Origin of the sequence: Staphylococcus lugdunensis (assembly GCF_001558775.1) — a bacterium.
GTDB classification, from domain to species: Bacteria; Bacillota; Bacilli; order Staphylococcales; family Staphylococcaceae; genus Staphylococcus; species Staphylococcus lugdunensis.
The window spans coordinates 1,100,034-1,114,817 of record NZ_CP014022.1; the positions used below are offsets into that span (position 1 = coordinate 1,100,034).

Here is a 14,784-nt window from a genome sequence, read left to right on the forward strand (position 1 = left end):
AAGGAAGCGGGACAGCATTCATTATGAATTCTTAGTCCCGCTCCGGCAAGGTTGACTGGATTGAAAAAAGTTTGGCGTCCGCGTATTTTCAATCCAGTCAACTACTACCAATATTTAGTTCATAGCCTAAAACATAATAATGTCCTAGACCCTCTTCATTATTTTTATATTAAATGTCATTGCGAAACGCTTGAGGGAACAAGACAACTTCAGCCACCAATATGAAGTATTGATTATAAAAGAAGCACAAAGACGATTGTAAATTTCAAATCATCTTTGTGCTTCTTTAAGGATTTATATCTCTAACTTTTTATTTTGCATCTTTACCATAAAGCTCTTGTTTAATTTGCGTTGTAGAAATGCCTTCTGTACGTTTTAAATAAACTACTTCGCATTTATCTTTTAAGAAATCAAATTCGCCTTCCCAATCATGACCCATAACAAATGTATCTATCTCATAGCGCTCAACATCTGTTTCTTTTTGACCCCAGTCATTCTCTGGAATTACTAAATCTACGTAACGAATTGACTCAAGCATCATTTTACGTTGTTCATAATCATAATATGACTTTTTATGTTTAATCTGATTAAATTCATCTGAAGAAAGTGCCACAATGAGATAATCTCCCATTTCTCGTGCTCTTCTTAACAATTCAATATGGCCATAATGTAATAAGTCGTAAGTGCCATAAGTAATGACTCGTCTCATGATATGTTAAACTCCTTATCCTTAACTAAAAATTTACAATCTTAATGTAGCATAAATAATTTCTTTACACCATCTTTTAGATGTCACTTTATAATTATTGTATTATTTTTTTAATAACTTCTTGATTCTCTGTTTACTAGTGAAACGCACTTTTTTAGGGGTTACACTAAATTCAAAAGCCAATAAACGCTTAGGTCTTCCAACGCCAACTTCTAACAACGTTTGTCTCCACAATTTATAAGTTTCTTTAGTCCAATGCGATGCACCCTGTTCAACAGCTTGAATCACTCTAAATAAAGCATCTCCTGAATAATGCGTATGCTGCATATCTCTAATATATTGAATGATTGCTTCAATCACAGTTATATCAATTTTAGGATACTTTAATAAATAATTTTGGATCAAATAACTAACAATGAGATTATCTAAACGATGGCTATAATATATCTTCTCATTATCTAATAATAGAATTGACATCATTCTAGAACGTACTTGTCTAGCATCATTTAGATAAGGTAAAAATTGGTCTGCAATTTTAGCAGTAATAGAGTCTTCTCGTTCATTATAGCCCAATACCACGTCTGGAATTAATTGAATATCCCTAGCCTTTAAGAACACACGCCCCATAAATGTATGTTCTTCACAGTAGACGACATCTTCATCAAAGCGCTCATTTTTAAATTTAGCACTAAATAACTTAGCACTTGGTCCGATTGACTGTAGAACTTCCGGACATTCTGCTAATGTAACCCGAGCTTCTTGCTTTAAAACTTCATGCGTAGGAATATCACGCCAATTCCCTTCTTTTCCTCGTACCATTTGTCCGATAACAACATCCGTATCTTCATATTTGTTAAAATAATGTACTAGTTTGTCGATACTTCCTGATAAATATTGATCATCCGCATCAAGGAATAAGAAGCCCTCGATATCTGCAGACATGGCTTCCAGTGCAATGTTTCTACTCGCAGCAGCACCACGATTAGCTTGTTTTATAATTTTCATATTTTTTACTTCTTTTTGGAGTGCTTCTAATACTTCATGCGTAGCATCTGTAGATCCATCATTTACACATATAATTTCAACATCATGCGTGGTATCAATAGATTTTACTGCCTGACGTATTGTTGTCTCAGCATTATATACAGGTATGATAACTGCTATTTTCATTTTTTCACCAACTTATCAATAAAATTCATCAATAACATTAAACTCTGTGTTGAATTATAATCATGCCAACTCTCAAATAACGGTTTAAGTTGTGCGCTATCATTCTTTAATTTATTAATTATCTCCGCTTCATCTGTCACTTTGTAAACTTCAGGAATCGTCCAATAAAATTGATTTAATCCACGCTGATCATGATATTCCGTTTCATCATAAACATAAAATAATGTTGGTTTGTGTAATAAACTTGCTTCAATGGGCAATGAACTGTAATCACTGATAAGCACATCAGCCATAATCAATAACTCTTGCGTAGATATTCCTGAAGATTGATGGACGATGCTTGGATGAAATTGACTAATCACACGATACTCTGGCAATGCTTGTTCAATCTTTTCACTGTTTATTTTACGATTGTTGCCATGGTCTTCACGATATGTAGGAACGTAAACGATGAGTTTCTTCGTTATCCCATGCTGCTGTTTGAGATCGCGCTGCCTTTTTATCATATCCTGCTGTTGATAGTCTACTAAACGAGGTAGCCCAAATTTAAGCATTTGTGCTGCCTGCGCATCAAACGCACCTTCAAAGCACTTCCCCATTTCTTCTCCACCAATAAGATAATAATCTGTCGCATCGTAAACTTTTTTATATTGTGTCACCATTTGTGTGTTTGCAGTATCTACTTGATGATCTTGGAGACCAAATAATTTAAGAGCACCTGATGCGTGCCAGGTTTGAATAATCGTTTGGCCTCTTTTTTTTCGATAACCACCTAACATAAGATAATACGTATCTATTAATATTACCCTAGCTGAGCTTAATGCTTTAATATGTTGAATGACACCTTTATTACCAGCAATTAAGTAGTTTAGATGACCTAATGACTCAACCTCTTGTTGGTATTTTTTAGGTCCAATAACCGTAATTTGATATGACTGTTGCACTAACGCTTTAATGATGGGCATCATATCTTCATAAAAAGTCATAAATACAACAATATGTTGCTTATTCACTTTTACAGGAAAAAACAACATATTTAAGCTATGAATAATGGCCATATAGAGTTTCTTGATTAAAATTCTCATAAGTCACCGCCAAAAATATAATATGTTTAAAATTATAAATGATTCTACAATAGATAGAAAATAAAAGCTGTACAATATGCCATAACTATTTCTTAGAAACAAGGCACGATTTTAACGTAATTCTTTTGTTGGAACTCAACTTCCTTTGCTTGTGGAAATGTGTTTCGCATTTCTCTGTGTTGGGGCCCACCCCAACTTGCCTTGTCCGTTGGCTTTCTTTTGGAAAGCCTCTGTGTTGGGGCCCCAACCCCAACTTCCTTTGCTTGCGGAAATGCATTTCGCATTTCTCTTTGTTGGGGCCCCCGCATTTTTTTAGGCTGGGACATGTTTGGATGTCTCAGCCTAGTGGATGTTGATTATAGGAAGTCTGCAAAGTGATCGCGATAGCGTTTATGGAGTATTGATCCAACGATGAAGAAGAATAGTATGACTATTATATTGTATACTAATAATCTCCAATGCTGAATAAAGTACCATTCATGGAATAATATTGCGGCACGATAAGATTGAGCAATAAAGTAGACTGGATTTAATTTCATAATGTTATGGATAATGCCACTTACACCGTGGTCTTTCGGCATCCATAATATAGGTGACATATAAAATAAGATCCTCATAATTGCTTGCATCATCATTTGTGTATCTCGAATTAAAATCCCAAGTGTCGATGTTAATAAAGCTACGGATGCTGTAAAGAAGAACGCAATCGGCACATAAATCAACAATTGTATGATATGAATAGATGGATAAATCCCTGCTCCCATACATGCTAAAATAATTAATGTTAACAAGCCAATGTGTCCATAGAACTTACTCGTCACAATATATGTTGGAATAATAGATAATGGAAAGTTCATTTTAGCAACTTGATTAAACTTTTGAGAGATAGAACGCGTACCATCTAATGTTCCTTGATTGATAAAAAACCACATACTAATACCCACTAATAACCATAGTACGAAAGGCACGCCATCAATAGGATTGTTACTTCTAATTCCTAAACCAAACACAAGCCAATAAACCATAATTTGTAACGCTGGATTTAATAATTCCCATGCAATTCCTAAATAGTTATTATGGTTAGAAATTTTAATTTGGAATTGTGCCAAACGTTGAATTAAATAAAAGTTTTTTATATGCTCTTTTAACACAGTTAAGACTGCTGACATCGTATAAACCACACTTTCAAACGTATTACATATTTCTATTTTTACTTGACTGTCCACTGTTATTTGCGCATGCATAACCTGTGTTACACACTCATACGATAACCTGTAGTTGTAAACAGTTACCTTTTATTGTTGCACACGTTTACTTTATTACTTAACCATTATACTATCATTTAACTTAAAAAGTAGCTTTAAGTTGGCAAATATCGATAAATTTCATCCAAACTTATCGTTTTAGCAGTATCTTTCATCAATATGTAATCATCTTAATAGTCGAGTGATATCTTTTATGATGTATCACTGAAATCTTCTATTCACTTTACACCAGGTTAATAAATTTCACAACTGATGTGTGATATATTATAATCTATACAAATGCACGTAAGGAAGGTTTAATTATGAACGTATCGGTAAACATTAAAAATGTTACAAAAGAATATCGCATTTATCGAACAAACAAAGAACGCATTAAAGATGCGCTAATTCCAAAGCATAAAAACAATACCTTTTTCGCTTTAGATGATGTTTCAATTACTGCTCATGAAGGTGATGTGATTGGGCTAGTTGGAATCAACGGTTCAGGCAAATCTACGTTAAGCAATATGATTGGCGGCTCTCTATCCCCTACATCTGGCGATATTGAGCGTCACGGTGATGTAAGTGTCATCGCCATTAACGCTGGACTTAATGGGCAACTTAGTGGTGTTGATAACATTGAGTTTAAAATGCTCTGCATGGGCTTTAAACGCAAAGAAATTAAGAAACTTATGCCACAAATTATTGAATTCAGTGAATTAGGTGAGTTTATTTATCAACCTGTGAAAAAATATTCAAGTGGTATGCGTGCAAAATTAGGTTTTTCAATCAATGTAACTGTTAATCCTGACATATTAGTTATCGATGAAGCTTTATCTGTAGGCGACCAAACGTTCACTCAAAAATGTCTAGATAAAATCTATGAATTTAAAGAACAGAACAAAACCATCTTCTTTGTAAGTCATAACATTCGTCAAGTTAAAGAATTTTGTACGAAAATCGCTTGGATTGAGGGCGGTAAACTCAAAGAATTTGGTGATATTGATGACGTTTTACCTCAATACGAACAATTTTTAAAAGAATTCAGGAAAAAATCCAAAGCAGAACAAAAAGCATTTCGTAAAAACTTGGATGCAAATCGCTTTATCATAAAATAATGACACTAGCTCAAAATTTATGAAACAAAAAAATTCATAAATTTTGAGTTTTTTACTTTTCAAATAACCTAATCAGTACTATGATATAAACAGATGTAACAAATTAGACACATTTTATGCGTTTGGAAAAGTAGGTGATTGAGTCATTACTAACAAGACATCACAACAATTTGCAAACCTTGTACGTGCATACCGTAAGTCATATATCGGTAAAGGCCCAGAAAATATTAAAGTATTCTTTAAAGATAATTGGGCTGTCTGTCACATGACCGGAAGCTTAAGTAAAGTTGAAAATTTCTATTTAAGAAATGACGATTTTAAAAGCATGTTGAAATATGGCAGAACCGAAGAAATAAAAGCTTTATATCAGCAAAACCCTCCAACTGAAATGGAGAAACTTGTTGGTGCAAAATTTGTAAAATTATTTACAGATGTTGATTTAAAAACGGATGAAGTCGTTTCTATATTCGTCTTTGACAAAACAATCGAATAATTATCAATCTAAGGGATTGGTGTAAGGTACTCAGTGCTGTTTGCTAACCCACTTTTTCAAATATGCTAATCAAAGTATGCATTTTAGGAGGTGGTCGAACAAGACTGAGTATTTTTTTACTAATTTTTAATATATTCTCATTAGCCATGCGATTAACATTTTAATTTATATAAATAGGAGCGGATTAATTATGAAAATTGTGGCATTATTCCCAGAAACAGAACAAGGTTTAGATAATCAATTATTAAATACAACAAAAGCAATCGGTCTTCCTGATTTTCTTGAACATACAGAGCATGAGCTTGTCATTTTAAAAAATGGAGAAACAGACTTAGATCAACACTTAAGTGATGCAGATATTATTATTAGCGCACCATTCTATCCTGCTTATTTAACTAGAAAACGTATCGAACAAGCACCAAAACTAAAACTTGCTATTACTGCTGGTGTTGGCTCAGACCATGTCGATCTTGAAGCAGCTAGTGAACATGACGTTGCCGTTGTAGAAGTAACAGGTAGCAATACGGTAAGTGTTGCAGAACATGCTGTTATGGACTTACTCATTATTTTAAGAAACTATATGGAAGGTCATCGTCAAGCTGTTGAAGGTGAATGGAACCTTTCTAAAGTAGGTAATCAAGCACGTGAATTACAGCACAAAACAATTGGTATTTTTGGATTTGGCCGTATTGGACAGCTTGTAGCAGAACGTTTAAAACCATTTAATGTTAACATTCAACATTATGATCCTATCAATCAAAAAGATTCTGAACTGTCTCATTTTGTAGAGTTTGAAGAACTTGTACGCACAAGTGATGCAATTACAATTCATGCGCCATTAACACCTTCTACCGACACACTATTTGATGCTGATGTGTTATCTCAAATGAAAACAGGCAGCTATCTTGTTAATACTGCACGAGGTAAAATCGTAGATACTGACGCACTTGTTGCTGCAGTTAATAGTGGTCATATTCAAGGCTATGCTGGAGATGTATGGTATCCACAACCTGCACCTGCAACACACCCTTGGAGAACAATGCCACGTAATGGTATGACGATTCATTATTCCGGCATGACATTAGAATCACAGCAACGTATTGAAGATGGCGTTAAAGATATTTTAACTCGTTTCTTTAACAATGAACCTTTCCAAAAGAAAGATATTATTGTTGATAGTGGACGTATTGCTAGTTCAAGCTATACAGCAAAATAATACTCATAACTAAATCTGTTACGTTATCTTGCTCCCCCTATTCGATCATTGCAATATAACGCCCCTGTTTGAAATTAAATGATATAAATAAAGGAAAAAGTCGAGACAAGTGCATATGGCACATCGTCTCGACTTTATTTTTGCTTATTTCTTATGCTGCTCTTTATGTTCTTTATACTGTGTTTTAGCAACCTTTAACATAAATATAGGGATGCTTTTAAGACGTCCGATACGTTTCCAATCAATTAACAACCGATAAACCCATTCTATATTTAATTTTCTAAATACTTTAGGTGCTCTTTTTTTCATGCCACTAAAGACCTCAAAAGAACCTCCAACACCCATCATTACCGTATGCTTAAACTGATGTTGCTGTGCGACAATCCATTCATCTTGTTTTGGAAAACCCATACCAACAAAAATATAATCGGGATTTAATTTTTTAATTCGTTTTAATACTGTCTCATCATGTGTATCAACATATCCATGATGACTAGCAAACGTAATATATGGATAACGTTGTTGTAAACGACGTTGTGCTTTAGTCACAACTTCATTTTTCGCTCCTAATAAAAATACACGTTGACGCTTTATATTAGCCATTTTTAAACATTGATCCATAAGTTCTATCCCAGGAATACGTCGAGCTAATGGTCGTTTTAAACGCTTTGATGCTTTAACAATGCCCGTGCCATCTGCTACGACGTAATCGGCTTGATTGATTAAGTTTCTATAATGTACGTGTGTAGACGCATAATCAACAATTTCTGGATTAGCAGTTACAATCCACATATTATCGTCTTGCGCTTCATTTTCAACATATGCTGTTATGTTTTCTACCATTTCCAACATGGTCACATTATCAAATCGAACACCTAAAATATCTATTTTGTGAGGCTTGTCGTGATTACTCATAGCAGTATGCTCCTTCGAGTTTTCTATCTAATTATCGACATGCGTGATAACTATATACTTTGAATATATAGTTTATGATACATTATTCCCGTTTGCAATTGTATTCTTAAAAATACATCTAAAGTCCAAAAGTTAAAATATTCAAAGTAGCGTATAATAAAAATATCATGTACTAAAAACAAAAGATTACGAGGTTTATTATGTTGTATTTAGAAGATTTATTTACCACCGTGATAACTTTAAAATTTTATATCATTGTGTTAATTGGTATCTTATATATTTTAATTCATCATTACAGATATCATCCTGTTCTTGCCTATCTTGACATTTTATTAAATTACATACCTGTCTTAACACATGAATTTGGACATATTCTATTTAATAAAATAAGTGGCGGTCGCGCTAAAGATTTAGTTATTGTTACGCGACCATATGAAAGACAGATGACATCACAACAAGGTTATGCGATTACGCAATCAACTAGTAAATTAGGTCATGCAATAACAACATTAGGTGGCTATATTTTGCCTCCAATTATGTTACTTGTTGGTGCTGCTTCGGCACATTCTGAGCATCCAATCATTTTTCTAATATGCTATATTGCTATTTTTATCTATTTTCTAATTTTAACGTCTAGAAAATGGTCTCCCATTATCATTTTGATATTGTTGGTAACATTATTATATTTATTTTTACAGCAAGCGCAGTATACTTTTACACATACAATAATGTCTTATAGTTATCATTTTATTTTAGGTGTACTATTAGGCGAAGTCATACAATCGTCTTGGACAATTGTTAAATTAACATTTCAACGTCCTAAAACCCAATGGGATGGGCAGGCATTAGCAGATATGACACATGTCCCTAGTATCGCATTCAGTTTAATTTGGATTTCGATAAACGGTTACAGTTTATATCTGTTATTCCAATACTCATTTTACTAATAACTACCCCCATCTTATAGCTTAATTTGCATCAGTAAAAATAAAAGGAGCGAGAAATCAAATTCTGACTTCTTGCTCCTACGATATATTTATTCTTATTTTAATGAATATCCTTTGTATGATGCAGTTTTAACGCGTGACCAAAATCATTACGCTTGCTCAACAAAAATATTCTCCGCATTGTCAAAACTTAAGATTGACGTATTATCAGTCCTTTTTAAAATAAGCACTTTATTCGTCTCATCTTTAGCTACTATTTCCACTTCATTGCCAATTGAGATGTCTTTACTTGATAAATAAACCAATAACTCCGTCTTATCTCTCACACGTCTTATTATCACATGCTCTCCTGGTTCAAAATTTAAGATAGAAGTTGTATATTTCTCTTTGTATTCATTACTCCGTGGAATAATACCTCCATGTGGACAAGTGTCTGGATAGTTTAAAATCGCATCTAAGCGTTGTACAAATAAATCAGAAATTTTATGTTCTAATACCTCTGCTTCTTGATGCACTTCTTCCCAATTATACTTCAACACTTCAATTAAAAATAATTCTAACAAGCGATGACGTTTAATAATATCTAATGTATGAATTAAACCTTCTTGAGACAGTTTAACTCCTTTATACGGCTTAGTTTCCACATATCCAGCCTTTTCTAGACGACTCACCATTTCACTAACTGATGGTGGCTTAATTTCAAGATAGAGCGATAACTGCTTATTGGAAACAAATTGATGATCACCATCATTTGCAAGTATAGCTTTAAGATAATCTTCTTTTTCTTCTGTTAACATTTCTTCACCTCACAGACACATTCACCTAATTGTACCATGAAAATACTTGACATGTTAAAAGTTCAGAGTTTATCATGAAATAAATTAGGTTAACCTAAAATTTTTATTAGGGGGTGTAAACATTTTAGAAGTCTCTAACTTAACACTTCAACTTGACGGTAAAATTGTCTTGAAAGATATTTCTTTTAAAATACCAATACAAGGCGAAATAATTGGTATTATAGGTCCTAACGGTGCCGGCAAGTCATCATTAATTAAATCACTGATTGGTGAGTTTCAAGCAAGCGGGAAACAAACATTATTTAATAAACCGATACAACATCAGTTAAAATCTATGACCTATATTCCTCAAAAAGCCAACATCGATATTGATTTCCCTATTAGTGTAGAACAAGTCATCCTCTCTGGCTGTTATAAGGAAACAGGTTGGTTTACTAAAATTCCGAAAAGTGCACGTCAACATCTCGTCGAAGTTATGGACGATTTAGAACTAACACCGCTGCGCCATAAACAAATCTCACAGCTAAGCGGAGGACAACTACAACGTGTCCTTGTAGCACGTGCTCTAATGTCTGAAAGTAGAATTTATTTTTTAGATGAACCATTTGTTGGTATAGATTTTAGAAGTGAAGATATCATCATGCAAAAATTAGCAGCGTTGAAGCGAAGTGGTAAACTTATTTTTATTGTTTATCATGACTTATCTAAAACTGAAGCCTATTTTGATCGTGTGTTGTTATTAAACAAAACATTGCGCTATTTAGGTCCGACTAAATCCGTTGTTAATAGTGAACTCATCTATGAGACATTCCTCGGAAAATAACACTATTTAAGAAAGGAGTACCATTGCTGTTTATGATAGATTTTCTAAATCAAATATTAGATTACCAATTTTTACATCGTGCCTTAATTACTTCAATTGTTGTAGGTATCGCATGTGGTACTGTCGGTAGTCTAGTCATCTTACGAGGATTATCACTTATGGGTGATGCCATGAGTCATGCAGTGCTACCTGGTGTCGCGGTATCCTTTATCTTACATATACCGTTTTTCATTGGTGCAATGATTTCAGGTATGCTTGCAAGTTTATTTATCGGTTTTATTTCTGATAAAAGTAAAACTAAACCCGATGCAGCTATAGGAATTTGTTTCACCGCTTTCTTGGCACTCGGAGTTATCATGATTAGTTTAATTCAAAGTTCAACTAATTTGTATCACATTTTATTTGGTAATTTATTAGCGATTACGAATCAAGCATTTTTGTCAACACTGATAATCTGTGGACTGATTTTAGTATTAATTATTATTTTTTATCGTCCATTGAAGATTTCAACGTTCGATCCTACATTTAGTAAAATGAGCGGTTTGAACACATCATTGCTACATTATTTTGTCATGCTGCTACTTGCATTAGTTACAGTTGCCAGCATTCAGACTGTGGGTATCATTCTCGTTGTTGCCCTACTAGTTACGCCTGCTTCGACTGCATTTTTAATCACGAAGCAACTATCTACAATGATGATGGTTTCTAGCTTATTGAGTACGATATGTTCAATCATTGGTATGTTCTTTAGTTATCTATACAACTTACCTAGTGGTGCATCTATCGTTATCTGTACGTTTATTACATACGTTATTGTATTTACTTTTAAAAAATTAGCTAACAAACAGAAAAGAGGTATTTCATCATGCGAAAGTTAATTCCCTTTATACTTGCACTGTTATTAGTATTAACAGCTTGCGGAAGTAAAGATACATCGCACAATCATAAAAAACTTAACGTTGTAACAACAAACTCTATTATATATGATATGGTCAAACATGTCGGTGGTAATAATGTAAATATACATAGTATTGTTCCAGTAGGACAAGACCCTCATGAATATGAAGTAAAACCGAAAGATATTAAAAAGCTTACAGATGCTGATGTCATTTTTTACAATGGTTTAAATTTAGAATCTGGTGATGCATGGTTTGAAAATGCTTTAAAACAAGCCGGAAAATCACTGAAAGATAAAAATGTTATTGCTGTTTCCAAAGGCGTTAAACCCATTTATCTAAACGGAGAAAATGGCAATAAAGACAAACTAGACCCACATGCTTGGCTAAGCCTAGACAACGGTATTCAATATGTCAAAAATATTCAACAAGCCTTGAAAGATATTGATAAAAAACATGCTTCATCTTACGACAAGCATGGCAATAAGTATTTAAATAAACTTACAAAATTAAATAATCATAGTAAAGCAAAATTTAATGACATACCGAAAAAAGAACGAACGATGATTACCAGTGAAGGCGCCTTTAAATATTTCTCAAAACAATTCAATATTCATTCAGGATATATTTGGGAGATTAATACCGAAAAACAAGGTACACCTGAACAAATGAAACAAGCAACAAAATTTGTTAAAGATAATAAAGTAAAACATTTACTTGTTGAAACAAGTGTAGATAAAAAAGCTATGCAAAGCCTTTCTGAAGAAACCAATAAAGATATTTATGGCGAAGTTTTTACCGATTCAATTGGTAAAAAAGGAAGCAAAGGCGATTCATACTACAATATGATGAAATATAATATTGATATCATTCATAATAGTATGAAATAATAGCAGACCTGCTTGCCCCAATCACCTTTGAGGTGAGCAGGTCACCTTTATAATATTAGTATGCTTTGTAGTCCCATATCGTGTATAAATCATACTGACACACTTTGTGTTGTAAACATCATCCTCCGTAAAACTTATAATCAACCTATACACGATATGGTGGTATAAAGCTTATACCATATAAAATTAGTGCGCGTTTGTGTAACCCATACACTCCCCAAACGCGCACTCTTTTTGTTTTAATCTGTCAAACTATCAACGATGACCATTTCATCATAATTAATCGCTTCTCTAATTTTTAATGCAGTACTTTCAGTGATTTCTTCATCTTCAACTAATGAATTTAATACGCGACGTTGCTCTCGTAATGCGTTGAGCTTGATTTTAGTCATTGTATTTTCTGCTTTAGTATTAAAGAAATTATCAGGTGTTAAGTTCTCAATACGCATTAAGTAACCATCACAGACCATACCAATTTCTAAAGTATTGTCACTTGTTGCTTCTTTTGCTAAACGACTTACGACATTATAATGTACTAATTTATTGATTCTCGCCAACTCTGTAAGGTTATCTGTAACGCTCAAAGAAGAAGATGCATTGATACGTGTCTTTACACGACTTTTAAGTAACATACCTCTTACAGCAACAATCATACGTCGGATTAATGAAGCTTGACGATAGACTTGCGTACGTTCAGCATAGCGCATATAATTTTCAAGTGCACTCGTCGTAATGTTACCTTCCTCAGCAAGATTTTCTAATGTTTTTGTTTCTACATTAAATGCAATTTTTTGTAATCGCTCTAGTTCTTTAGAATTTTCATCATCTTTCGACATCGTTTTTAGAAATGTTAATTTATCATGATATTCTTTAATCACATTACCATATTTATAGCTAGTATCTAATGTCGCATGTTGATTTAAATAATCAATCACATTTTCTAATATATATATTCTTGCTTCTTTAAAGTTTAAACTACCGATTTTCGCTTTAGGTGCATTCGGTGTTATTAGTGGCAAAGCCACCTGAGCAATAACTAAACTAATGATGACCATCCCAGATGCAATAAATAATAAATCATTACGAAACGTAAATGCATGATGATCTGCCAATACATATGGTAATGTCAACGCGATAGCCAATGAAATGGTACCATGTACGCCACATATCGTCATGATTAAGGCATACAAACTTCTCTTTGGCGGTTTTTCATCTGTCTTATCTTCTTCTTTAGACATCATCTTTTGAAAAGGGCTGACAGATAAATAAAAATATGGATATAATACATAAACCCAAATAAACCTAAAGACATATACAGCCAAAGCAATCAGCACGGTTATCGCCATTAAAAATGGTAAATTATGTGGTTCATTATCAATAATTCTAACCACAACTTCAGGCACTAAAAAGCCCAAAATAGAAAAAACAAAACCATTTAGTGCATATCCTAGAATATTCCATGTATGGTTATAGCTCATTTGCAATTGTGTTCTCGTTTGGGCAATACGATCTCTTTCAAAGCCATGAACTAAGCCAGCCACAACCGCCGCAATAATACCTGAAGCATGAAACATTTCAGCAACTAAGTATGTCACAAACGGTGTTAATAGTTGTATGAAGGTAAACATATTAATATTTTCAATGCCTCGACGTGTTAATGTTAAGCGGAATCTTACCAAAGCAACACCGATAATGACACCGACAATGGCACCACCAATTGAGGCAATTAAAAATTGTTCAATCGCTTCAAAAATTGAAAACACACCTGTAATTAAAACGCCCACTGCTATTTTAAATGAAATGATACCTGCAGCATCATTAAGTAAAGACTCACCTTCTAAAATAGTCATTGAACCTTTAGGTAGTATTTTGCCATTTGTTATTGCCTGCACAGCAACTGCATCTGTTGGACAAAGGATAGCTGCTAATGCAAAGGCCGCACCAATGGGCAATTCCGGCCAAATCCAATGTACAAATAATCCTACACCAAGCACTGTCGTAATTACTAAACCTAAAGCCATTAACATAACTGGTTTAATATAACGTCTTAAGTGCACTCTTGATACGTTAACACCCTCTACAAATAGTAATGGTGCAATTAGTGTAACCATAAATAATTCGGTATCAAAGTTAAATTCAACAGGAACAGGAGTTAAGAAAAGTAGCATGCCAAATGTAATTTGAATGAACGCAAGAGGTACTTTAGGTATAAAAGTATGCACAAAAGAGCTTATGATGACGACACCGAGAAATATTAGAATCGTTTCAAATATTTCCAATCTTTCACCTCTCCATTTTTTCTTTGCATAATTGAGTTATTCAATACATTGAGTAATTGCAATCACAATGTCTCTTTTATGTAGATAACAATAAACATAAGCATAGAGGATGACCATAAAGGAAGGAACTGAGCCTAAAATTGTTCTATGTCATGCATTGATTAAATTTCAATTAAACTTGTAATAAATTTTAACATGTTGT

Annotated in this window: 14 protein-coding genes; 7 read left to right on the forward strand and 7 right to left on the reverse strand. The window is 33.5% G+C overall.

The genetic code is table 11. The features are described 5' to 3' along the window. Positions 1 to 310: 310 nt before the first annotated feature. The 4 genes from tagD to AL499_RS05230 form a co-directional block, all read right to left on the reverse strand. Positions 311 to 709, reverse strand: a complete 399-nt coding sequence (tagD, locus tag AL499_RS05210; RefSeq protein ID WP_002459827.1) for a glycerol-3-phosphate cytidylyltransferase — start codon at positions 707 to 709, stop codon at positions 311 to 313. Between the two features lie 102 nt (positions 710 to 811). Then, entirely contained in the window at positions 812 to 1,879 is a 1,068-nt protein-coding gene (locus AL499_RS05215; RefSeq protein WP_002459828.1) for a glycosyltransferase family 2 protein, read from the reverse strand. Further along, positions 1,876 to 2,964: a teichoic acid glycerol-phosphate primase TarB gene (gene tarB, locus AL499_RS05220; protein WP_002493013.1), complete on the reverse strand. Its 1,089-nt coding sequence runs from the start codon at positions 2,962 to 2,964 to the stop codon at positions 1,876 to 1,878. The genes AL499_RS05215 and tarB overlap by 4 nt, the downstream gene beginning before the upstream one ends. Positions 2,965 to 3,320: 356 nt before the next feature. Next, a complete protein-coding gene (locus AL499_RS05230; protein WP_002492956.1) occupies positions 3,321 to 4,133 on the reverse strand; it encodes an ABC transporter permease in 813 nt (270 codons plus the stop codon). A 398-nt stretch (positions 4,134 to 4,531) separates the two neighbouring features. Between AL499_RS05230 and tagH the strand changes: the two genes are divergently transcribed. From tagH to AL499_RS05245, 3 genes are all read left to right on the forward strand, one after another. Further along, positions 4,532 to 5,326 (forward strand): teichoic acids export ABC transporter ATP-binding subunit TagH, encoded by a 795-nt coding sequence (gene tagH, locus AL499_RS05235; RefSeq protein ID WP_002459832.1) that lies wholly within the window; start codon positions 4,532 to 4,534, stop codon positions 5,324 to 5,326. Positions 5,327 to 5,471: 145 nt separating this feature from the next. After that, a complete protein-coding gene (locus AL499_RS05240) occupies positions 5,472 to 5,819 on the forward strand; it encodes a Na-translocating system protein MpsC family protein (RefSeq protein ID WP_014533359.1) in 348 nt (115 codons plus the stop codon). Positions 5,820 to 6,009: 190 nt separating this feature from the next. Beyond that, positions 6,010 to 7,035, forward strand: a complete 1,026-nt coding sequence (locus AL499_RS05245) for an NAD-dependent formate dehydrogenase (RefSeq protein WP_002492941.1) — start codon at positions 6,010 to 6,012, stop codon at positions 7,033 to 7,035. A gap of 144 nt (positions 7,036 to 7,179) precedes the next feature. Here the strand turns inward: AL499_RS05245 and tarA are convergent, their stop codons facing one another. Continuing rightward, positions 7,180 to 7,950: an N-acetylglucosaminyldiphosphoundecaprenol N-acetyl-beta-D-mannosaminyltransferase TarA gene (tarA, locus tag AL499_RS05250; protein WP_002459835.1), complete on the reverse strand. Its 771-nt coding sequence runs from the start codon at positions 7,948 to 7,950 to the stop codon at positions 7,180 to 7,182. Positions 7,951 to 8,150: 200 nt separating this feature from the next. On the opposite strand from tarA, the gene AL499_RS05255 reads away from it, so the two are divergent. Further along, positions 8,151 to 8,897 carry a M50 family metallopeptidase gene (locus AL499_RS05255; RefSeq protein ID WP_002492947.1) on the forward strand — a complete coding sequence of 249 codons (747 nt, stop codon included), beginning with the start codon at positions 8,151 to 8,153 and terminating at the stop codon, positions 8,895 to 8,897. A 149-nt stretch (positions 8,898 to 9,046) separates the two neighbouring features. Here AL499_RS05255 and AL499_RS05260 read toward each other — a convergent pair whose 3' ends face one another. Continuing rightward, complete coding sequence (locus tag AL499_RS05260; RefSeq protein ID WP_002459837.1) at positions 9,047 to 9,694, reverse strand: metal-dependent transcriptional regulator; 648 nt, start codon at positions 9,692 to 9,694, stop codon at positions 9,047 to 9,049. A 121-nt stretch (positions 9,695 to 9,815) separates the two neighbouring features. On the opposite strand from AL499_RS05260, the gene AL499_RS05265 reads away from it, so the two are divergent. The 3 genes from AL499_RS05265 to mntC are packed head-to-tail and all read left to right on the forward strand — an operon-like array spanning position 9,816 to position 12,303. Beyond that, the gene (locus AL499_RS05265) at positions 9,816 to 10,517 is read left to right on the forward strand and encodes a metal ABC transporter ATP-binding protein (RefSeq protein WP_037540836.1); all 702 of its coding nucleotides are present in this window, start codon (positions 9,816 to 9,818) and stop codon (positions 10,515 to 10,517) included. Positions 10,518 to 10,549: 32 nt separating this feature from the next. Next, positions 10,550 to 11,395, forward strand: coding sequence for a metal ABC transporter permease (locus AL499_RS05270; RefSeq protein WP_037540834.1), 846 nt, complete (start codon positions 10,550 to 10,552; stop codon positions 11,393 to 11,395). Beyond that, positions 11,383 to 12,303 carry a manganese ABC transporter substrate-binding lipoprotein MntC gene (gene mntC, locus AL499_RS05275; RefSeq protein ID WP_002459840.1) on the forward strand — a complete coding sequence of 307 codons (921 nt, stop codon included), beginning with the start codon at positions 11,383 to 11,385 and terminating at the stop codon, positions 12,301 to 12,303. Before AL499_RS05270 ends, mntC begins: the two co-directional genes overlap by 13 nt. A gap of 239 nt (positions 12,304 to 12,542) precedes the next feature. Here the strand turns inward: mntC and AL499_RS05280 are convergent, their stop codons facing one another. Continuing rightward, positions 12,543 to 14,582 (reverse strand): cation:proton antiporter, encoded by a 2,040-nt coding sequence (locus tag AL499_RS05280; protein WP_002492980.1) that lies wholly within the window; start codon positions 14,580 to 14,582, stop codon positions 12,543 to 12,545. Positions 14,583 to 14,784 lie beyond the last annotated feature (202 nt).